The sequence below is a fragment of the Aminobacter sp. BA135 genome, assembly GCF_050859125.1.
Classification (GTDB): domain Bacteria; phylum Pseudomonadota; class Alphaproteobacteria; order Rhizobiales; family Rhizobiaceae; genus Aminobacter; species Aminobacter ciceronei.
In genome coordinates this window covers 1,242,766-1,263,642 of record NZ_CP139572.1, presented here as the reverse complement: position 1 = coordinate 1,263,642, position 20,877 = coordinate 1,242,766, and the positions used below count along the sequence as shown (strand labels likewise).

Below are 20,877 nucleotides of genomic sequence, written 5' to 3'. Positions count from 1 at the left end.
CGCCCCAGGCAGTGCTCAGAACGAGATTGCCACGGCCGGGCGGACATCGACCACGGCATTGCCGGCACCAAAACCGTCGAGCGTTTCGTTGTGGTGGGCGATGATGTCGACATGGGTGAGATGGGCCGAGTCGGCGGTCGTATGACAGTCGGCGACGAGCGTGACGTCGTAACCGAGCGACACGGCCCGACGCACAGTCGTGTCGACGCAGAACTGGGTCATGCAGCCGCCGACGACAAGATGCGAGATACCAAGCTCCCCAAGGCGGGCGCCGAGCTCGGTCTCGTGAAACGAGTCCGAGCTCTTCTTGCGAACGAGAAGGTCACCTGCCCGCGGGGCCAGCTCCGGCCGGACTTCCCAACCTTCCGTGCCAACTGCCAGGCGGTGGCCCGAAGGACCGTCATGCTGGATGACTATGACCGGCACGCCCGCAGAACGGGCTCTGTCCTGGAGATCACGCAGCCTGCCGATCGTATCGTCGAGCGCAGCCTCGAGCAGTGGCTGCCGCTCCGAGGTGCCTTTGCCCCTCAGGATCGCATTCTGCACGTCGATGACAAGAAGTGCGGTGCCCATATGCTGCCTCTCCTGTTGCGATGATTGGCGTCGGATACAGCAAAACCGATCGGCTCAGTAGCGGCTTTCAAGCCAAACCGCTCGGCCAGAAGTGGCGGCATCTCATCCAGCCAGAGCCTCTAGGATACTTGCCAAAAGTGACTTTCAGCCGACTGGCCGCGCAACGCACCTTTGTCTGCTGAGACGCGCGGCCTCTCGGCAGACAAACAAAAAACCCGGCCAATGGCCGGGTTTTTCATAGCGGAACTTACAAGCCTTATCAGGCAGCTTCTTCCTGCTCGGCGTCGGCTTCTTCGTTGTCAGCCTTGGTGCCGCGCTTCGGACCCTTGTTGAGGTTGGTCTCGATGAGACGGACAGCCTCGGTCTCCGACAGGCGGTTGACCGCTGCCAGTTCGCGCGCCATGCGGTCGAGCGCTGCTTCATAGAGCTGACGCTCGGAGTAGGACTGCTCCGGCTGGTTGTCGGCGCGATAGAGGTCACGCACGACTTCGGCGATCGAGATCAGGTCGCCGGAATTGATCTTCGCATCATATTCCTGGGCGCGGCGCGACCACATGGTGCGCTTGACGCGGGCGCGGCCCTGCACGACCTTCAACGCACGCTCGACATAGTCGGTCTCCGACAGCTTGCGCATGCCGATGGACGTTGCCTTGGCGACCGGCACCTTGAGGCGCATCTTGTCTTTCTGGAAATCGATTACGAACAGCTCGAGCTTGTGTCCCGCCACTTCCTGCTCGTCGATCGAGACGATCTGGCCGACGCCGTGCGCCGGGTAGACAATGTACTCGCCAGTCTTGAAACCGTGACGTGCTGCGGATTTCTTCTGCGGGATGGAAGTTGCCATACGCCCTGAACTCCTTCTTGTGACACCGGCCCGCCGAGGCCGGTTGATCGGGACGGTCGCAAAACGCGACCTTCTGCCGCACAACATTCGACCCCCAATCGGAAGAGCCTGGACCGGCAAACCGCAAAACGTTGCGACCGCCGGGCCCAGATTACTCTGGTCCGGATTAGGGTTGTCACCTTTCAGTGAATTAGGCTATGCGCCATAAATCGACGTTGTGTCATCGGCATGTTGGGCTAGCTCTAACACAAAAAGTCGGAAGAATCAAGATTTTGCTGCATACGCGAACAATCTGCCGCGTCAAGAGTCGACGGCGGCTCTCAATCCAACGATCTAGCGCCATTTAGGGCGCGCTACCCTCAGTTGCCTTCGCCAGGCTCGGCCGAAAAGAACTTCTCGAACTTGCCTTCGACGCCGTCAAATTCTTTGGCGTCTGCCGGCGGCTCCTTCTTTGCCGTGATATTCGGCCATTTTTCGGCATATTCGGTGTTGATCTGCAGCCATTTGTCGAGCCCCGACTCAGTGTCAGGCTTGATCGCGTCGGCCGGACATTCCGGTTCGCAAACGCCGCAGTCGATGCACTCGTCGGGATGAATGACGAGCATGTTCTCGCCTTCATAGAAGCAGTCGACCGGACAAACCTCGATGCAATCCATGTATTTGCATTTGATGCAGTTGTCGGTGACGACGTAGGTCATGAAGCAGGCTCCGGGACTTCCCGTAGTTTGTATCTTTCGGGTGAGGTATCCCCTTTGCGGGGTCGTTGCAAGGGCGGCCGTTCCGCGCAGAAGCACGTTTGCGGAACGTAATTCTCAACTTCGTTGCCGCGGCTCCAGAGCCTTTGCGTCACTGGTCGCGCAGCCTGTCGGTGGCCCGCCGTTCTTTCTTGGTCGGACGGCCACTGCCAACCTCGCGCAGCGGCGGCCTGGCGTCGGGCGGCGCCTCATCCCTCGGCGTGGGTGCGGGAGAGATGTCGTCGTAGAGCTTGCGTGCTTCTTCGACCGGCCCGCGACGCTCGCCAGCCAGCAGAATCTTGTAGACCAGGATGCGACGATCGAGCGTGATGGTCAGCACGTCGCCTGCCTTGACGATGTCGGAGGCCTGGCTGAGCTTCTGGCCGTTGCACCTGACGCCGCCCGATTGCGCGAGCTTGGCGCCAAGCGAGCGCGACTTGACCGCGCGCGAGAAGAACAGCCACTTGTCGATGCGCTGTCTTCCCTCGCCGGCCAAGGCGCTTACTTCTTGAGCTGGTCGCGCAGCGCGGCGAGCTTGGCGAAGGGCGAATCCGGATCGATGCGCACCGGACGCTCCTCGCGTGGCTTGGGCTGGAAGGCGGGCTTGCCCTTGGGGCCGTTGCGGTCGCCGCCGTGCCTGTCGCCCTGCGGACGCTCATTGCGATTGCGGTGTTCGGGACGCCCACCCTCGCCCTGCGGCTTGCCGCCGGGCTTGCGGTCGAAACGCGGACGGCCGCCATCACGGCCTTCGCCACCCTCGCGCCCGCCATTGCGGTTGCCCTCGCCCTGACCCTGACGGGCTGCGGGTGCGCCGGCGGCACGCTGCTCGCGCTGGCCGCCGCGTGGGCGATTGTCCTGGCGATGACGCGGGCGCTGCTCGAAGCGGCCCTGACGCCACAAAAGGATCGGCTTGGGTTCTTCGACAGGCTCCGCGGCGGCAGTTGCCGGCTGGGCTTCGGCTGCAGCAGTCTCGACGGCGGCCGCTTCCGACAACGCTTCGGCTACAGGTTCTGCGACGGCTTCCACTTCTGCGGCGGGTGCAGCAACTGCCTCGGGTTCGACGGCAGGCTCGGCCGCCACTTCGGCCACGACCTCAGCTGCAACCTCGGCAACAGCTTCCGGCTCCTGCTCGGCATCCGCTTCCTGCGCGGCTTGGGCAAATGCTTCCGTGGAAACCTCGGCGGCCTGACCGGCAGCGGCAGCTGCCGCTGCGGCCTTGTCGGCCTGCGCCTTGGCCACGGCCGCGCGCGTGGCAGCGTCGATCGTCTCGAGCTTGTCCTTGACCTCGGCAGCAGGCTTCGGCTCGGCGCGATAGCCGAGGCCCTTGAGGATTTCTTCCATGTCGTCGCCGGTTGCGCCGAGGATCGACATCATCTGCGGCGTGACGATGAAGGCGCTGCCGTCATAGGCACCGTCAGGACGCGCACCGATGCCCTGCTTCCAGGCAAGCGCCGGGCGGATCAGATCGGCGAGACGTTCGAGAATGTCGACACGCACGGCGCGGCGGCCAAGATTGCGGAATCCGGCGAGCTTGTAGAAGGTCTTGTCGAACGCCTGATCGATGACAACAGACGTACGGCCGGCGGCCAACGCATGGACGACATCGCCGAAGCCCGGCTTGTCCTTGCCGTCATTCTTGAGCGCCCAGAGCAGCGTCACCAGGCCGGACGGTGCCGGTTTGATCAGCGCCGGTACAAAGACGTGGTAGGCACCGAAGCGGACGCCGAGACGGCGAAGTGCTGCGCGACCTTCCTGGTCGAGCGACTTCACCTCGTCGGCGATGTCGCGGCGATTGATCAGGCCGAAATTCTCGACCAACTGGAAAGCGATGCCACGGCCAATGCCGGAAAGCTGTTCGCCGGCCTTGAGATCGACCAACGGCTTGAGCAGCGACTCAATCTGGAAATTGACGAAACGGTCGGCGCGCGCCGCGACCTTGTCACGGGCCGGGCCCGTCAGTTGCTCGTCGGCGAGCAGCACGACGCGCGGCTTGAGCGCGTCCTCGCCCTCGACCAGCGTGCCGATCGGCGCGCCTATCCAGCGCAGAACGCCGTCGGAGCCAAGCGCGATATCGCCATTGGGCGACGCCGAAAAACGCTCCGCGCGGGCATCGAATTCTGTGGCGAGCGCCTTCTGCGCTGCCGTGCGCACGGCCTTGGCGTCTTCTCCGCCAGCGCTCTGATCTGCGGTGAAACGGAACCCTTGCAGTTCGCCGACATGGTGGCCCTCGACGAGGACAGTTCCGGACGGGCTTATTTCGGCTTCAAGCATAGTGTTTTCTCTAAGGCGGCGCATGAGGACGGAAGTCCTGCGGTCTACAAAGCGTTTCGTCAACCGCTCATGCAGTGCATCCGACAATCTGTCTTCGATGTTTCGCGTTTTTTCTTGCCAGTGTGCCGGATCGGCAAGCCAGCCAGGGCGGTTTGAGACAAAAGTCCAGGTCCGGATCTGTGCGATCCGGTGGGAGAGCGTGTCGATGTCGCCTTCGGTGGAATCGGCGCGGCGCACCTGTTCGGCCATGTAGTTTTCGTCGACATGACCGTTGCGGGCGAGATCGTCATACATCGACGCAATGAGGTCGGCGTGCTGGGCAGGCGCAATCCTGCGATAGTCGGGCAGCGCGCAGGTCTCCCACAACAGGGCGACACGTTCGCGACCGGTGGCGAGCGAGCGGATGTTTTCGTCACGCGACAGGTGTTCGAGCGCCTGGGCGTCGACCGCGGGCAGCGCCCGCGTCAGGCCTTCGACGGGCGCCACCGTGTCGATCGAGCGCTTGAGCGTGTCGAGGCTTGTGAAGTCGAACGAAGCGGTGCGCCACTGCAGCACCTTCACCGGCTCGAAATCGTGCCCCTCGATCTTCTCGATCAGTTCCTCGTCGAACGGATCCACCTGGCCGGTGACGCCAAAGGTGCCGTCGCGGAGATGACGGCCGGCACGGCCGGCGATCTGGCCAAGCTCGGCAGCGGTCAGCTGGCGATACTGGTAGCCATCGAACTTGCGGTTCTGGGCAAAGGCAACGTGGTCGACATCGAGATTGAGGCCCATGCCGATGGCATCGGTGGCAATCAGGTAGTCGACGTCGCCGGACTGGTAGAGTTCGACCTGGGCGTTGCGGGTGCGTGGGCTGAGCGCGCCGAGCACGACGGCAGCGCCGCCCTGCTGACGGCGGATGAGCTCGGCGATGCCATAGACCTCATCGGCCGAAAAGGCGACGATGGCCGAGCGGCGCGGCAGCCGCGTCAGCTTCTTGGAGCCGGCATAGGCAAGATGCGACAGGCGCGGCCGGGTGACCACCGACACGCCCTTCAACAGCTTCTGCAGGATGCCGTGCATGGTGGCAGCACCCAGCAGCAGCGTTTCCTGCCTGCCTCGCAGGTGCAGGATGCGGTCGGTAAAGATATGGCCGCGCTCGAGATCGCCGGCGAGCTGTACCTCGTCGATGGCGACGAAGGCGGCATCGGTCTGACGCGGCATCGCCTCGACGGTGCAGACGGAATACTTGGCACCGGCCGGCAGGATCTTCTCCTCGCCGGTCACCAGCGCGACCTTATGGGCACCAACCTTCTCGCAGAGCCGACCATAGACCTCGCGGGCAAGCAGCCTGAGCGGCAGGCCGATGATGCCGCTTTCATGCGCGACCATGCGCTCGATGGCGAGATGCGTCTTGCCGGTGTTGGTCGGCCCGAGGACCGCTGTCACATCGCGACCCGACACGATCAGGGGGTCATTCTGCTTGGAGTGAACATTCATTCTAAGGAACTGCCCTCGGCGCCGGGCCCACCCGGCGTTGCGCCGCTTTCACGACGACTGGACACATAGGGATTTGCGAGACGAAGCGAAAGCGGAATGTTCCAAATTTAAGAGTTGGAACGAGTCTGGAACGAATCAGCGACGAATCACTGACTCCGGCAGATTCAGGTTTTGTTCACCCCAACATATAGATTTCGTGCTGGCAAGTCGCACCACATGCAGATTCTCTAAAGTGGCCCGTTTCATGCTTTAGCCCACTGCTGTTAACCTTTGCCGACCAAGCGCCGGAACGCTTTGGCAAACCCGACGCAAAATAATGATTTTGTTGATGTTTCCTATCTCCGGGTTAACGCTGGAATCGTCGACGAGCGGCATTTCGTTAAGATTTGAACCAAATGCGGAACGAACAGGCGACGAATCACTGATAGGACAAGTTTCCTGATTTGTTCACCGCTAGATGTTGTGTCTTCCCCAACGTCTCCACCGATTATCCACCGTGGAGTCACAGGCTTGTCCACAACAGGCTCCCGGGCGCGTTAATCTTTGCGTGCCAAAGCGGCACACCGCTGGTCCGACGAAAATATCTGTGATTGCATTACGTTAAGGGAACCACACCCGTTGAATGCGGCAGCGAGGCATGTCTCCATCCGCATGTTGAGTCTGCGCGGCGGGGATTGCCCAGGCGGGGCCTCCGGAAAATGCGGCGCACCACGCAGGCGCACGACATCTGGAGGGAAGATCATGAGCAAACGTCTATTCGCCGAGTTCCTCGGCACATTCTGGCTTGTCTTTGGTGGTTGCGGCAGTGCGGTGCTTGCGGCTGCGTTTCCCGAACTCGGCATCGGCTTTGCCGGCGTAGCCCTGGCATTCGGCCTGACCGTGCTGACCATGGCCTATGCCGTCGGCGGCATCTCGGGCGGCCACTTCAACCCCGCAGTCTCTGTCGGCCTGATGATGGCCGGTCGCTTCGAAGCCAAGAACCTGGTACCTTATGTCATCGCCCAGCTTGTCGGCGCCATCGTCGCCTCGACGGTGCTCTACCTCATCGTCAGCGGTAAGGCCGACTTTGCCGGTATCGGCGGCTTCGCGACCAACGGCTATGGCGACGCTTCACCCGGCAAATATGGCCTGACCTCGGCATTGATCATCGAGGTCGTTTTGACCTTCATGTTCCTGATGATCATCCTGGGCTCGACCCATGGACGCGTGCCGGCCGGCTTCGCACCGATCGCCATCGGCCTTGCGCTGACGCTCATCCACCTGATCTCGATTCCGGTCACCAACACCTCGGTCAACCCGGCCCGCTCGACCGGACCGGCGCTGTTCGTCGGCGGCATCGCCCTGCAGCAGTTGTGGTTGTTCTGGGTAGCCCCGATCGTCGGCGCGGCGATCGCCGGCGTCGTTCACAAGGCGATGTTCGAAAAGGACTGAGCCTCACCGGCCAGACGCGAAAACGGCGCCTTGCGGCGCCGTTTTCTTGTTTCGGGGCAGCAAGCCCGACGGTCAGACGAAATATTGTCCGCCGTTTGCGGACAGGGTCGCACCCGTGATGAAGCCCGATTGTTCCGATGCCAGGAACACCACGCAGCGCGCGATCTCTTCAGGCTCGCCGAGCCTGCTGACCGGGATCTGGGCGATGATCGCTTCCCGCACCTTTTCCGGAACCGCCATCACCATCTCGGTGGCAATGTAGCCGGGACAGATGACATTGACGGTGATGCCGGCGCGGGCGCCTTCCTGGGCCAGGGCCTTGGTGAAGCCGATGTCGCCTGCCTTGGAGGCCGAATAATTGGCCTGGCCGGCCTGGCCTTTCTGGCCGTTGATCGAGGAGATGGTTATGACGCGGCCGAACTTGCGGTCGCGCATGCCGCTCCACAGCGGATGGGTCATGTTGAAGGCACCGTTCAGGTTGGTGTCGATGACTTCCTTCCACTGCTCGCGCGTCATCTTGTGGAACATCGAGTCGCGCGTGATGCCGGCGTTGTTGACCAGCACCGAGACGGGGCCGAGGTCAGCCTCGACCTGCTTGATGCCGGCCTCGCAGGCGTCGTAGTCGGCGACCGACCATTTGTAGACAGGAATGCCCGTCTCGGCCTTGAACTTCTGCGCAGCTTCGTCATTGCCGGCGTAGTTGGCCGCAACCGAGTAGCCCGCCTCCTTCAGCGCGATCGAAATAGCAGCACCGATGCCGCGCGATCCTCCGGTAACCAGTGCAACCTTGCTCATGCGTTTCCCCTTTTCTGCTGCTTGATGGACTGCCCTTGCGACAGGCTTTTCCCTTGCGAGAGGCTTTTAGAGACAAAAAGGGCGGCACATTGGCCGCCCTTTTGTTTTCGATTTACATCGCCTCGACACACATGGCGACGCCCATGCCGCCGCCGATGCACAGGGTCGCGAGACCCTTTTTCGCACTGCGCCGGCGCATTTCGTAGACCAGCGTGTTGAAGACGCGGGCGCCGGACGCGCCCACCGGATGGCCGATGGCAATGGCGCCGCCATTGACGTTGACGATCGCCGGATCCCAGCCCATGTCCTTGTTGACCGCGCAGGCCTGCGCGGCGAAAGCCTCGTTGGCTTCGACCAGGTCGAGATCGCCGACCGACCAGCCGGCCTTTTCCAGCGCCTTGCGCGACGCCGGGATCGGGCCGGTGCCCATGATCTGCGGGTCGACGCCGGCGGTCGCCCAGGAAACGATGCGGACCAGCGGGGTGAGGCCACGGCGTACAGCCTCGGCTTCGGTCATCAGCACGACAGCGGCAGCGCCGTCATTGATGCCGGAGGCATTGCCGGCGGTGACGGAGCCTTCCTTGTCGAAGGCAGGCCGCAGCTTGGCAAGCGAATCGAGGGTCGCACCGTGGCGGATGTATTCGTCCTGGTCGACGATGGTGTCGCCCTTCTTGCCCTTGATGGTGACCGGAACGATCTCGTCCTTGAAGCGGCCTGCAACCTGCGCGGCTTCGGCCTTGTTCTGCGAGGCGACGGCGAACTGGTCCTGCTCGTCGCGGGTCAGCTGCCACTGGCGCGCGACGTTCTCGGCGGTGTTGCCCATGTGGTAGCCGTAGAAGGCGTCGGTCAGGCCGTCCTTGATCATCGTGTCGATCATCTTGAAGTCGCCCATCTTCACGCCGCCACGCAGGTGCTGGCAGTGCGGCGCCATCGACATCGATTCCTGGCCGCCTGCGACGATGATCTTGGCGTCGCCGGTGGCAATCTGCTGCATGCCGATGGCAATGGTGCGCAGGCCCGAGCCGCACAGCTGGTTGAGGCCCCAGGCGGTCGCCTCCTGCGGCACACCCGCCGCCATGGCCGCCTGGCGGGCCGGGTTCTGGCCGGCGCCGGCGGCAAGGATCTGGCCGAGGATGACTTCGTCGACTTCCCTGGGGTCGACACCGGCGCGTGCCAGCGCCTCGCGGACCGCGACTGCACCGAGTTCATGGGCCGGGGTGTTGGCGAAGGCACCGTTGAACGAGCCGACCGGCGTTCGGGCGGCGCTGGCGACGACGATGGAGGACGAGGCGGACATGTTTCTCTCCAGACTTCGTTTGACGAATGGTTCTTGCGCCTCGAGGACATTGGCGCTCATGACTTTTCTTGCCCGTTCCAGGACCCGAGTCAAACCGGAAAATCAACGGATTGCCGATGCTGCGGCCGCACTGCAGCAATGCTGCGCAGCATTTTTTTGCCGGCGTTGCCTCGCCTTGCCTTCTTGCAGTGCACAAACCACTTGGATTTGCGATTGCTTTGCGCTTATCCTCGTGGCCGGCGAAATGTTACCGGCTGCTTACACGGCATTCCGGTCTTCCGGGGGAGGATGCTGATGGTTGCCAAAGACACGCCAATCGTAATCAAGAAATACGCCAACCGCCGTCTCTACAACACCGGCACGAGTACTTACGTCACGCTCGAGGACCTGGCCGAAATGGTCAAGAAGGGCGAGGAATTTACCGTGCAGGACGCCAAGACCGGCGAGGATATCACGCACCCGGTTTTGACCCAGATCATCTTCGAACTGGAGAACAAGGACGGCCAGAACATGCTGCCGATCCCGTTCCTCAGGCAGCTGATCTCCTATTACGGCGACCAGATGCAGATGGTCGTGCCGAGCTTCCTCGAACAGTCCATGCTCGCCTTCTCGAAGGAACAGGAACGCTTCCGCGAACAGATGAAGGCGACCCTCGGCAAGGCGCCGATGGACATGATGAAGGGGACCGCGCCGATGAAGGCGCTGGAAGAACAGACGCGCCGCAACATGGAGCTGTTCCAGAACGCGATGCGCATGTTCACCCCGTTTCCGATGCCCGGCACCGCAGCGCCCGCCGAGCCGGCGAAGAAAGAAACGGCCGAGAAGCCGGACGAGCTCAAGGAACTCAAGGACCAGCTCGCCGCCATGCAGCGCAAGATCGATTCGATGGGATGAGCACCCGGTCCGCCTAGGCGGATTGAAACGCCCGGTGGACGTTTCAAAGGGTGCGAACGCCGGGAAGCTGCCGGAGGCAGCGGGGCCCCGGCAGGGAACTGCGGCACGTAAGGCCGACGGAAAGCCAACTTGCTTGGCTTTCCGAGCGTCGAACGCCCGGAGCGACAGCGAAGGGCCGGAGAGACTTGAAGTCTTGAGCTCTTCCTTGAACCACCGGCAAGCCAACGCAGAACGCCCCCGCCCCTACCCTTTAGGACGAGAGATTTTCAACCTGACGCAGGGTTTTGCCGGGCGTCGGGAGGGTGTTTGCTAGACGCCTATCGATTTCATCAGGAGGACTGCACATGACCGAACTGACGCTGGCCAAGGCCAACGCCATCATCGACACCGCTTTCGGCCTTGCCGCCGAGCAGAAGTTCAAGCCGCTCGGCGTCGCCGTGCTCGACGCCGGCGGCCACCTCCTGGCCTTCCAGCGCCAGGACGGCTCGCCCTTCATCCGCGCCGAAGTGGCGTCGGGCAAGGCGTATGGCGCGCTTGCCGTCGGCTCGAGCTCGCGCGCACTCGGCGTTGCCGCCGTCGAGCGTCCGCATTTCTTCCAGGGGCTTTCGGCGGTGTCGGGCGGAAAGATCGTACCGGTGCCGGGCGGCGTGTTGATCCGCAACAAGAATGGCGACGTGCTCGGCGCGGTCGGCATTTCGGGCGATACGTCGGACAATGACGAACTGGCAGCCATGGCCGGCATCGAATCGGCCGGCTTCGTCGCCAAGGTCTGATCTGCAAAGCGCGCTCCCCCGGGGGAGCGCGCTCCTACTCGCGTCCGAACGTGACGTCGCGGTTGGCCGAACGGATCGATACCGAGAAGCCAGCCAGCACGTCGAGCAGCGCAATCACCATCAATATGAAGAAGACCGAGCTGGTGGCGCCGCGCACCAGCAGGAATTCGACCAGGAACGCGACGAAGACGAAGGTCGAAAGCAAGTGATCGACGACAGAGGCGCTGCCCGTGCGGGTCGCCTTGACGATCTCGACGAAGAAAAGCAGCAGCGCCACCACGATCAGCAGGTCGCCGAGGGTAAGCGCAAAACTTCCGCCCGACATCATCCCCAACGTGAGAATCTCGGTTGCCCACGGATTGCCGTCGGGGCCGCTGCCGAACAAGCCGGCCACGCCGATGTTGTAGAGGACGAAGGGTATGATCAGAAGGGGAATGCCCGCGAGCATGGACCGGTCTCCGCTTTGCGCTGGCACCTTCTAGAATCCCCCGACGGCCGGGCGTCAAGGAAATTCAGCACCATCATCCGGACACGCAAAAAGAAAGGACCGGCAAGACCGGTCCTTTCCCAATTTGCTCGCTCGGGTAAAGCCGCTTGGCTTTCCCTCAGGAAAAGCTGCTTAGCTTTCCTTCGGCGTCAGAACCTGGCGACCGCGATACATGCCGGTCTTCAGGTCGATGTGGTGCGGACGGCGCATTTCGCCGGAATTCTTGTCCTCGACATAGGTCGGGGCCTTCAGCGCGTCGGCCGAGCGGCGCATGCCGCGCTTGGACGGGGAGGTTTTTCGTTTTGGAACAGCCATGGATATACTCCACCAATCGGTCAAATGACCCTGTCCGCCCTCGTGAAAGGGCCGCGCATGGGCCGGAAACTGAGAAAGTTGGCGAGCCTATACACGGCGAAAGCAGGCTTGACCAGCCCGAAGCGACTCTTTTTTCAGCCGACAGCCGTCTATCTAGTTCAGGCACTGCACATAGGCGCCTGCCTTGGTGGCGCGGCGCTCGATGACCGATGCGAGCCGCCTCAGCCCGGGTCCAGGCTTGGCCGGATTGCGTGCCGCCGGATTGGGCAAGGTTACCGCCAGAAGCGCTGCCTGGCGCCGCGACAGCTGGCTGGCCGGCTTGCCGAAATAATGCTGCGACGCCGCCTCGACGCCGTAGATGTTGGGGCCCCACTCGGCGATGTTGAGGTAGATCTCCATGATCCGCCGCTTGGGCATCAGCGCGTCGAAATAGATCGCCAGCGGCAGTTCCAGCGCCTTCCGCAGGAACGAGCGGCCATTCCAGAGATAAAGATTCTTCACCGTCTGCATCGGGATGGTCGAAGCGCCACGAGTCGATTCCCCGTCGAGCGCATCGCTGATGACACCACGCAACTCACCCAGGTCGACGCCCCTGTGGGTGCAGAATTGCCCGTCCTCGGACATGATGACGGAATGCGCCATGACGGGCGCGATGTCGTCGAGCGGCACCCACTGGCGGTCATAGCCCTGCAGCGTGACGACATCCTTGATCATCAGCGTCGAGATCGGGCGCACGACCGGAGGCAGATAGAGGATGGTCAACACCACCGGCAGCGCGATCATCAGCGCGGCGAGCAGCGCACCGAGCCGCACCCAGCGGCGCAGGCTTCCGCGCGAGAACATCCCGCGTCGCGCTGCTGCCATCTCCAGCCTTTCGGTTTCCGGCTCTATGATCGGTTCCGACAACCCGTCCGCCCTGTCTTGTCAGCCTTTTGGCATAAAGGCGCTTGGCTTCTTGCGCAACGTCTGACTGTCGGCTACCGCTCGCCGCCATGACGATCGACAGCGATATCATGTTCGAAACCTTCCTGCGCATGCGCGCGGAAACAGTCGAAACGCGGTTGCGGCAGTTGCTCGGCGAGAGCCCCCTGTCCGGCGAGATCGCACGGCCCGGGCATCTGATGGCGGCGATGCGCCATGGCGTGCTCAACGGCGGCAAGCGGCTGCGCCCATTCCTGGTGCTGGAGAGTGCTGCCCTGTTTGATGCTGATGGCGAGGCAGCTCTGCGTGTCGCAACTGCGCTCGAATGTGTGCATTGCTATTCGCTGATCCATGACGACCTGCCGGCGATGGACGACGACGACCTGCGCCGCGGCCAACCGACGGTGCACAAGGCTTTCGACGAGGCGACGGCGATCCTCGCCGGCGACGGCCTGTTGACCTTTGCCTTCGACATTATTGCCGACGAGGCGACGCCGTTGCCGGCCGACCGCCGCGCAGCCCTCGTCTTGGCGCTGGCGCGCGCTGCCGGCCCCGGCGGCATGGTCGGCGGCCAGGCGCTCGATCTCGACGCCGAACACAACAAACCCAGCGAAACAGGCATCATAAAGCTGCAAGCGATGAAGACCGGCGCCCTGATCCGCTTCGCCTGCGAGGCCGGCGCCATCGTTGGCGGTGCATCTGCCGACGAGCGTGAAAGACTGGCCGAGTTCGGTTCGGCGATCGGGCTCGCCTTCCAGCTTGCCGACGACCTGCTCGACCTCACCGCCGACGCCGAGACGATGGGCAAGGCAACCGGCAAGGACGCTGCCGCCGGCAAGGCGACGCTGGTTTCACTCCACGGCCCCAACTGGGCCCGCTCCCAGCTTGTTGGCCTGGTCAACCAAGCGCACGACTTGCTGGAGCCCTTCGGCGAACGCGCAATCATGCTCAAAGCTGCCGCAAGTTTCGTCGCCGAGCGCAACAGCTGATCTTTACTGTCAGCCGGCAAGCAACATTTCGCGGACAAGTTGTGCGGGTCAGAAACTCTTAATGTTAATGGTGTCTATTCCGGCTCTGTAAAATTGTGCGTATGTGTTTGGGGTTGCGCATGCCGGAGCACTCGTCCTTCATCCGTTCGATACGGATCCGATATCTTTCGGGTCTCCTGATCTTCGCCCTGACGTCTATCGCCGTCATGCTGGCCTTCAGCCAGGGCAACACTTATCGCCGCGACGTCGATGCCATTGCCGCCGAGCTACAACTGTTCTCACGCGAACTGCGCAATGCCAGCAGCTTCGCCGAGACGACGAACGGTACCTGGCGGCCGGAAACGCAAGAAGCGCTGGCGGCTGCCGCTCGCAACCATGCTCTCAGGCTCGACGCCCGCATCAGCCACCTGGCCAGTTCGATCGACACCATCCGCCCCAGCCTGTCCAACAAATCCGTGCGCGAACTCGACAGCGCATCCGTCAATGGCGATCTGTTCTGGTCGGCACGCGACATCACCCACAACCTCGGCGCGCTGGCGAGTGCCAAGACCTCCGACGAATGGAGCTATCGCGAGATCCGCAACCAGAACGATCTTTTCGCCCAGCCGATGCTGCTGCGCGCCACCGCCGCCATGGAAAACGAACGCCGTTATGCCGAAGCGCGCAGCGACCGGCTGCTGACCACGGCCGCCGCACTGCTGATCCTGGTCATCGGCGGCGTCGCTGCGTGGGTCTTCCGCCCGATGGAGCACGCCATCCGCAAGGCATTCTCCGAAAGTGCCGAGTCGCTGTCGAAGGCCGAAGCGGCCGACCGGGCAAAGTCGAAATTCCTTGCCAATATGAGCCATGAGATCCGGACGCCGATGAACGGTGTCCTCGGCATGGCCGAGCTCTTGGCACGCACCGACCTGACCCCACGCCAGAAGACCTTCACTGAAGTCATCGTGAAATCGGGCAACGCGCTGCTGACAATCATCAACGACGTCCTCGACTTCTCCAAGATCAACGCCGGCCAGTTGACGCTCGACCCGGCCCCGTTCCATCTCGGCGAGGCGGTCGAGGATGTCGCGACCCTGATCTCGGCCCGGGTTGCCGAAAAGAACCTCGAGCTCATCGTCCGCGTCGATCCCCGCCTGCCGAGCCATGTCACCGGCGACGTCGGGCGCTTCCGCCAGATCATCACCAACATGCTCGGCAATGCGGTGAAGTTCACCGAGCGCGGCCATGTGCTTGTCGACGTGACCGGCGAGGTCGTCGATGGGACCGTGGCACTCAGCATCCGTGTCGAGGACACCGGCATCGGCATCCCCGCGGACAAGCTGCAGAGCGTGTTCGAGAAATTCGCCCAGGTCGACGGCAGCTCGACGCGTCGCCATGAAGGCACCGGCCTCGGCCTTGCCATCGCAGCCCGCCTAGTCGACCTGATGGGCGGCCGTATCGGCGTCGAAAGCGAGCTCGGCAAGGGTTCGGTGTTCTGGTTCACAGCGATGCTGCCGGTCCATGAAGCGCAACAGGAAAGCAGCGTCGTGCCGGTCGACGTCACCGGCGCGCGCGTGCTGGTCATCGACGACAATCCGGTCAACCGCGAAATCCTGCTGGAGCAGCTGAAGAGCTGGGGTTTCGACTGTGCAGCCGCGGAAAGCGGCGCCATCGGCCTCGCCTTCCTGGATCGCGCCGCCCAGCTCGGCGCCAGCGTCGACTGCGTCATCCTCGACTACCAGATGCCCGGCATGAACGGCGCCGATGTCGCCAAGGCAATCGCCGCCGACAGCCGCATCTCGTCGATCCCGGTGGTGCTGTTGACTTCGGTCGACCAGATCGATTTCTCCCGCATGGTGCTCGATTTCGGCATCGCCGCGCATCTGACCAAGCCCGCCCGCTCGGCAGTGCTGCTCGGCACGGTGATCGCTGCCGTGCAGAAGGCCCGATCGCAGGCCGGCCGCACCGAATTCGTGCGCGAGCCGGTCCGACACACACCTGCTTTCACGGTCATCCGCGGCCCTTCCGTCGCACCGGTCGCCCATCACGAGCCGGCAGTGTTGCAATCCAGCGGGCTCGACGTCCTGGTGGCCGAGGACAATGAGGTCAACCAGCTCGTCTTCGGCCAGATTCTATCCGGCCTCGGGCTCAGCCACCGCATCGCCGGCAATGGCCGCACGGCGGTGGAGATGTACCGCACCTTCAAGCCCAAGCTGATCCTGATGGATGTTTCGATGCCGGAGATGAACGGCTACGAGGCGACACGCGCCATCCGCTTGGAGGAAGCGGCCAATGGCAGCCGCACGCCGATCATCGGTGTGACAGCGCATGCGTTGAAGGGCGACCGCGAGAAATGCATTGACGCCGGCATGGACGATTACCTGCCCAAGCCGGTGTCGCCCGACAAGCTCGGCGCCAAGATCGGCACCTGGCTGAGCGAGAGCGCCGAGCTCGTCCAGTCTGCGTGACGACGCAAACTGCCTATGACTTCTTTATTTCTTGGCAGTTCCGCCCGTCTCGAATCCTGATGCGGCTGATTTTACCTTGCTGACGCGACCGGACGACGGCGACCTCGCCGCGCCGGCGTGAACAACAAGGAAGTAAGAAAATGCTTCGTACCCAGATGCCCGACCGGTTCGTCAGTGCACGGACCGCAGAGCCCACGCGCCGTGATGCCGCCAATGACGGTAAGCTGGTCAAGGGCCAGACCGAGCCCTTTATGTTCACCCGCCTGTTCTTCGTCACCGGCGTGCTGCTGGGCGGCCTGGCGTTGGCCACCATGCTTTCAAGCTGACAATGGAAATCTCGGCCGTGATTTCGGTCGAGGATGTGGTCCTCGACCTCCGGCCGGAGAGCAAGACACGACTGCTCAAAGCGCTTGCGGCGCATGCCGCAGGCCGCACCGGCTGTCTGGCCGCCGAGATCAGTTCGGTGCTTGCAGCCAGGGAAAAGCTCGGCTCGACCGGGCTTGGCCAGGGCGTCGCCATCCCGCATTCCAGGTTGCGCGGGCTGCAGACGCCCTATGGCGCGTTTGTAAGACTGGCCGCTCCCTGTGCCTTCGAGGCTATCGACGACCGGGATGTCGACCTTGTCGTGCTGCTGCTGTTGCCGCAGGCCTCGCCGCAAGAACATCTCAACGTGCTGGCCAAGATCGCCCGTCGGCTGCGCGACGTCGAAGTGGTGGCAAGCCTGCGCAAGGCAGGCGACGCTGCCACCTGTCATCGCTTGCTCACGGACCAGCCGCTCAAGAGCTCGGCTGCCGCCTGAACAGACCGGCCATCAGCGGTTCCTGACCACGATGCAGGAGCCGCCGATGCTGCGCAGGCTCTGGCAGATCTGGCCTGCTTCGCTGCGGTCGTCGGCGCCGATGCGCACGGCATAGATGCCACGTCGGCCGATTGGCGTACGCACCCGACTTACGACAGGATCATGCGACGACAGCAGCTTCGGAAATCGTCCCTCGAGCCGCTGCCACTGCCTGATCGCCGCCGCGCGGCGGAAATTGCCGGCGACCTGGATGCCCCAGGGTTTCACATGCACGCTGGCCATGGCGACTGTCTGGGACATGATCACCTTCAGCTTCTGGCAGGCGGCGGCAAAAGACATATTCGGATCGAGCGGCCGGTTCGTCCCGACATGGGCCTTGTCGGCAAAATTGTCGGCCGGCTCGCCCATGATGTCGAGCACATAGTCCTCGGTTTCGAGCGGCAGGAAGCCGCCTGACGACAGCCAGCGCGCGACACGGTTCTCGCCGGCATTGTAGGCAGCGGCGGCCAGGCCAAGATTGCCGAAGCCGGATTTGAGTTCGCCGAGATAGCGCGCCGACGCCGGGATCGCCTGCTCCATGTCGAACGGATTGGCGAGGCCGCGCATCGCTGCGGTACCGGGCATGAACTGGGCAATGCCTTCCGCACCTGCCGGGCTCACCGCATTCGGATCGAAACGGCTCTCCTTCCAGATCAGTCTTGCGAAGAACTCGCTGGGCAGGCCGTGGCGTCGGGCATGGGTGTCGATGAGTTCGCAGACGCGCGCGGCATGGGTCTTCTTCGGCGACCGTGGCGGATCGGCCCATGCAGGCAGGCACATGGCAAGCGAGACGAGGAAAGCCAGAGCTGCCCTCGACAGGTTGCGCATCCCTATTCGGCTGCCGCCTGGCCGCGGCCGAAACGCTGCTCGATATAATCGGCGACCATCTTTTCGAAATCCGCGGCGATCGCTGGACCGCGCAGCGTCGCGGCCTTCTTGCCGTCGATGAACACAGGCGCCGTCGGCGTCTCGCCGGTGCCGGGCAACGAGATGCCGATGTCGGCATGCTTGGATTCGCCCGGGCCATTGACGATGCAGCCCATCACCGCAACCTTCAGCATTTCGACGCCGGGATACTTCTCGCGCCAGACCGGCATGTTCTTGCGCAGATCGTCCTGGATGTTCTGGGCCAGCTCCTGAAACACGGTCGAGGTGGTGCGGCCGCAACCCGGGCATGCGGCAACGATCGGCACGAACTGGCGGAAGCCCATCGTCTGCAGCAGCTCCTGCGACACCTGGACTTCCCTGGTGCGGTCGCCATTGGGCTCAGGCGTCAGCGAGATGCGGATGGTGTCGCCGATGCCCTGCTGCAACAGGATGCCCATCGCCGCCGACGAGGCGACGATGCCTTTCGAGCCCATGCCTGCTTCGGTCAGGCCGAGATGCAGCGCGTGGTTGGAGCGAGCGGCGAGCATTGTGTAGACGGCGATCAGGTCCTGGACGCCGCTGACCTTGGCCGAAAGGATAATGTTTTCGCGCGGCAGGCCGATTTCTTCGGCGAGATCCGCCGAGATCAGCGCCGACTGCACGATCGCCTCGTGCATGACCTGGCTGGCGGTGAGCGGCGAGCCGTTCGCCTGGTTCTCGTCCATCAGCCGGGTCAGCAAATCCTGGTCGAGCGAGCCCCAGTTGACGCCGATGCGCACAGGCTTGTCGTGGCGGATCGCCATCTCGACGATGTCGGCAAACTGCTTGTCCTTCTTCTCCTTGAACCCGACATTGCCCGGATTGATGCGGTACTTGGCCAGCGCCTCAGCACAAGCGGGATTGTCGGCAAGCAGCTTGTGGCCGATGTAATGGAAATCGCCGACCAAAGGCACGTTGATGCCAAGGCGGGCGAGACGGTCGCGGATATGCGGAACGGCGGCGGCACTTTCGTCGCGGTCGACGGTGATGCGCACGATTTCGGACCCGGCGCGATGGAGCGCCGCGACCTGTGCGACGGTCTTGTCGATGTCGGCCGTGTCGGTGTTGGTCATCGACTGCACGACGACGGGTGCTTCGCCACCAACGATCACGCCGCCGACGCTGACGCCGACCGACTTGCGGCGGGGAAATGGGGACGAAAAATAGCCGGTCATCGACGGCCTTCTTGAAGCTCGAGGTATCCGCGCCTGAGGTGGCGCGCGCTGTGCGCGATGTCAATATCGCAGGTGGTCGCGCCCGCCAAGGGCGGCGTTAACCTGGCTGCAAGCGGCGAGATGAACAACGGTATCCAATGCTGTAGTGTGGACCCACATCCATGGGGGATTTCATGGCAGCATCGCTCCGCAGTCCCGTCTTGCCGCTTGTCGCTATATCGGCGCTTCTAGCGTGCGCCCAAGCCCGCGCCCAGGCAATCGAACCCGGCAAGGAGGGTGAACTCGCCAATTTCATTCCCCCTGAAGCTGGCGCCCTCGCCTGTTTCGGCCGGGTCTACGACGAAGCGCATCTCAAGGCGCATCCGAAGCAGCAGGTGACGGAAATACAGTTCCGCCTCGCCTACTATGTTCACGAGCCGGACGCATTTTACCCCAAGGGCCAGCGCAACTATTATTTCGAGGTCCTGGCCAGGCTGCGCGACCACAAGCAGGCGAAGCCGCTCAGCGCGATGGGCGAATGCAGACCCAGCGACGACGGCAAGTCGATCTTCTGCGGCGTCGATTGCGACGGCGGCGGCGTGACGGTCAAACGCAGCGGCGGCGGCAAGATAATGGTCGATCTCGAGGCGCTCGGCCGACTGCGCATGACATCGGATTGCGGCGAGGACGAAGAAGGCGGGGTCGAGTTGAAGTCCGGCGCCGACGACAAGCGCTTCCTGCTGTCGAAGCAGGCCTCATCCGAGTGCCCGGCCTACGACGACTGGTAGGAAAAACTCGGTCCTCACCCCACAATTTCACGAAACTGTGCGACAGCGGTGCTTCTTTTGCGCCGCACAGCACGTATATGTTGCATTGCACCATAAAAATTCCCGAAGGATTTTCCTGCATGACCGCGACCAGGACCGCCATCGTCACCGGCTCGACCTCCGGCATCGGCCTCGCCATCGCCGAGGCTTGCGCCCGCGACGGCATGAACGTCGTCATCAACTCCTTTTCCGATACGCCGGCCGACCATGCCATCGCCGAACGGCTGTCGAAGGAACACAAGGCCGAGGTCGTCTACATCAAGGCCGACATGTCCAAGGCGGCCGAATGCCGGGCGCTGGTCGCCAAGGCCGCCGAGGAATTCGGTACCGTCGACGTTCTGGTCAACAATGCCGGCATCCAGCATGTCGCCCCGGTCGAGGACTTCCCCACAGAGAAGTGGGACGCCATCATCGCCATCAACCTGACGTCGGCGTTCCACACCACCGCGGCCGCGATCCCGCTGATGAAGAAGGCCGGCGGCGGTCGCATCATCAACATCGCCTCGGCACATGGCCTGGTAGCCTCGGCCTACAAGTCTGCCTATGTCTCGGCCAAGCATGGCATTATGGGCCTGACCAAGACGGTGGCGCTGGAACTGGCGCAGGACAAGATCACCTGCAACGCCATCTGCCCCGGCTATGTGCTGACCCCGCTGGTCGAGGCGCAGATTCCCGACCAGATGAAGGCGCACAACATGGACCGCGAGACGGTGATCCGCGAGGTCATGCTCGACCGCCAGCCGACCAAGGAATTCGTCACCGTCGAGCAGATCGCAGCGACTGCCGTCTTCCTCGCCTCCCCGGCGGCAAGCCAGATCAACGGCACCCACATCTCGGTCGATGGCGGCTGGACGGCTCAGTAACGCTCCGCCAGGCGGACGAACCCCGACACAAAGGACAAT

General features: G+C 63.1%; 21 protein-coding genes. 9 read left to right on the top strand and 12 right to left on the bottom strand.

Features of this window, described 5'->3' with window-relative positions; all coding sequences use genetic code 11:
• Positions 1–15 precede the first annotated feature (15 nt).
• The 5 genes from SLT36_RS06155 to SLT36_RS06135 all read right to left on the bottom strand — a co-directional run bounded on the left by SLT36_RS06155 (position 16) and on the right by SLT36_RS06135 (position 5,901).
• Positions 16–573, bottom strand: a complete 558-nt coding sequence (locus SLT36_RS06155; RefSeq protein WP_432286327.1) for a cysteine hydrolase family protein — start codon at positions 571–573, stop codon at positions 16–18.
• Positions 574–832: 259 nt separating this feature from the next.
• The gene (locus SLT36_RS06150) at positions 833–1,417 is read right to left on the bottom strand and encodes a CarD family transcriptional regulator (protein WP_067956717.1); all 585 of its coding nucleotides are present in this window, start codon (positions 1,415–1,417) and stop codon (positions 833–835) included.
• Positions 1,418–1,776: 359 nt separating this feature from the next.
• The gene (gene fdxA / locus SLT36_RS06145; protein WP_067956714.1) at positions 1,777–2,115 is read right to left on the bottom strand and encodes a ferredoxin FdxA; all 339 of its coding nucleotides are present in this window, start codon (positions 2,113–2,115) and stop codon (positions 1,777–1,779) included.
• A 148-nt stretch (positions 2,116–2,263) separates the two neighbouring features.
• Positions 2,264–2,647 carry an RNA-binding S4 domain-containing protein gene (locus SLT36_RS06140; protein ID WP_432286326.1) on the bottom strand — a complete coding sequence of 128 codons (384 nt, stop codon included), beginning with the start codon at positions 2,645–2,647 and terminating at the stop codon, positions 2,264–2,266.
• 5 nt (positions 2,648–2,652) lie between these two features.
• Positions 2,653–5,901: a helicase-related protein gene (locus SLT36_RS06135; protein ID WP_432286325.1), complete on the bottom strand. Its 3,249-nt coding sequence runs from the start codon at positions 5,899–5,901 to the stop codon at positions 2,653–2,655.
• A 741-nt stretch (positions 5,902–6,642) separates the two neighbouring features.
• On the opposite strand from SLT36_RS06135, the gene aqpZ reads away from it, so the two are divergent.
• Entirely contained in the window at positions 6,643–7,332 is a 690-nt protein-coding gene (gene aqpZ / locus SLT36_RS06130) for an aquaporin Z (protein ID WP_432286324.1), read from the top strand.
• A gap of 72 nt (positions 7,333–7,404) precedes the next feature.
• On the opposite strand, the gene SLT36_RS06125 is transcribed toward aqpZ, so the two are convergent.
• Together SLT36_RS06125 and SLT36_RS06120 are read right to left on the bottom strand one after the other, a co-directional pair.
• Entirely contained in the window at positions 7,405–8,127 is a 723-nt protein-coding gene (locus SLT36_RS06125) for a beta-ketoacyl-ACP reductase (RefSeq protein WP_432286323.1), read from the bottom strand.
• 112 nt (positions 8,128–8,239) lie between these two features.
• On the bottom strand, positions 8,240–9,424 hold the full coding sequence (locus SLT36_RS06120; RefSeq protein ID WP_067956699.1) for an acetyl-CoA C-acetyltransferase: 1,185 nt from the start codon (positions 9,422–9,424) through the stop codon (positions 8,240–8,242).
• 294 nt (positions 9,425–9,718) lie between these two features.
• Between SLT36_RS06120 and phaR the strand changes: the two genes are divergently transcribed.
• Together phaR and SLT36_RS06110 are read left to right on the top strand one after the other, a co-directional pair.
• Entirely contained in the window at positions 9,719–10,318 is a 600-nt protein-coding gene (gene phaR, locus SLT36_RS06115; protein ID WP_432286322.1) for a polyhydroxyalkanoate synthesis repressor PhaR, read from the top strand.
• A gap of 344 nt (positions 10,319–10,662) precedes the next feature.
• On the top strand, positions 10,663–11,091 hold the full coding sequence (locus SLT36_RS06110) for a GlcG/HbpS family heme-binding protein (protein WP_067956696.1): 429 nt from the start codon (positions 10,663–10,665) through the stop codon (positions 11,089–11,091).
• 34 nt (positions 11,092–11,125) lie between these two features.
• On the opposite strand, the gene SLT36_RS06105 is transcribed toward SLT36_RS06110, so the two are convergent.
• From SLT36_RS06105 to mtgA, 3 genes are all read right to left on the bottom strand, one after another.
• Complete coding sequence (locus SLT36_RS06105; protein WP_432286321.1) at positions 11,126–11,539, bottom strand: hypothetical protein; 414 nt, start codon at positions 11,537–11,539, stop codon at positions 11,126–11,128.
• 171 nt (positions 11,540–11,710) lie between these two features.
• Complete coding sequence (gene rpmF, locus SLT36_RS06100; RefSeq protein WP_008834724.1) at positions 11,711–11,893, bottom strand: 50S ribosomal protein L32; 183 nt, start codon at positions 11,891–11,893, stop codon at positions 11,711–11,713.
• Positions 11,894–12,046: 153 nt separating this feature from the next.
• Positions 12,047–12,757 carry a monofunctional biosynthetic peptidoglycan transglycosylase gene (gene mtgA, locus SLT36_RS06095; protein WP_432288267.1) on the bottom strand — a complete coding sequence of 237 codons (711 nt, stop codon included), beginning with the start codon at positions 12,755–12,757 and terminating at the stop codon, positions 12,047–12,049.
• Between the two features lie 128 nt (positions 12,758–12,885).
• On the opposite strand from mtgA, the gene SLT36_RS06090 reads away from it, so the two are divergent.
• The 4 genes from SLT36_RS06090 to SLT36_RS06075 all read left to right on the top strand — a co-directional run bounded on the left by SLT36_RS06090 (position 12,886) and on the right by SLT36_RS06075 (position 17,049).
• Positions 12,886–13,803 (top strand): polyprenyl synthetase family protein, encoded by a 918-nt coding sequence (locus tag SLT36_RS06090; RefSeq protein ID WP_432286320.1) that lies wholly within the window; start codon positions 12,886–12,888, stop codon positions 13,801–13,803.
• A 119-nt stretch (positions 13,804–13,922) separates the two neighbouring features.
• The gene (locus tag SLT36_RS06085) at positions 13,923–16,250 is read left to right on the top strand and encodes a response regulator (protein WP_432286319.1); all 2,328 of its coding nucleotides are present in this window, start codon (positions 13,923–13,925) and stop codon (positions 16,248–16,250) included.
• Positions 16,251–16,390: 140 nt separating this feature from the next.
• Positions 16,391–16,576, top strand: coding sequence for a hypothetical protein (locus tag SLT36_RS06080; RefSeq protein WP_432286318.1), 186 nt, complete (start codon positions 16,391–16,393; stop codon positions 16,574–16,576).
• A gap of 2 nt (positions 16,577–16,578) precedes the next feature.
• Positions 16,579–17,049 (top strand): PTS sugar transporter subunit IIA, encoded by a 471-nt coding sequence (locus SLT36_RS06075; RefSeq protein WP_432286317.1) that lies wholly within the window; start codon positions 16,579–16,581, stop codon positions 17,047–17,049.
• A gap of 12 nt (positions 17,050–17,061) precedes the next feature.
• On the opposite strand, the gene SLT36_RS06070 is transcribed toward SLT36_RS06075, so the two are convergent.
• Both SLT36_RS06070 and ispG read right to left on the bottom strand, forming a co-directional pair.
• Entirely contained in the window at positions 17,062–17,916 is an 855-nt protein-coding gene (locus tag SLT36_RS06070) for a transglycosylase SLT domain-containing protein (RefSeq protein ID WP_432286316.1), read from the bottom strand.
• A gap of 2 nt (positions 17,917–17,918) precedes the next feature.
• Positions 17,919–19,169, bottom strand: a complete 1,251-nt coding sequence (gene ispG, locus SLT36_RS06065; RefSeq protein ID WP_432286315.1) for a flavodoxin-dependent (E)-4-hydroxy-3-methylbut-2-enyl-diphosphate synthase — start codon at positions 19,167–19,169, stop codon at positions 17,919–17,921.
• Positions 19,170–19,342: 173 nt separating this feature from the next.
• Between ispG and SLT36_RS06060 the strand changes: the two genes are divergently transcribed.
• Both SLT36_RS06060 and SLT36_RS06055 read left to right on the top strand, forming a co-directional pair.
• Positions 19,343–19,936, top strand: a complete 594-nt coding sequence (locus tag SLT36_RS06060) for a hypothetical protein (protein ID WP_432286314.1) — start codon at positions 19,343–19,345, stop codon at positions 19,934–19,936.
• Between the two features lie 119 nt (positions 19,937–20,055).
• Positions 20,056–20,838 (top strand): 3-hydroxybutyrate dehydrogenase, encoded by a 783-nt coding sequence (locus SLT36_RS06055; protein ID WP_432286313.1) that lies wholly within the window; start codon positions 20,056–20,058, stop codon positions 20,836–20,838.
• The last annotated feature ends 39 nt before the right edge of the window (positions 20,839–20,877 follow it).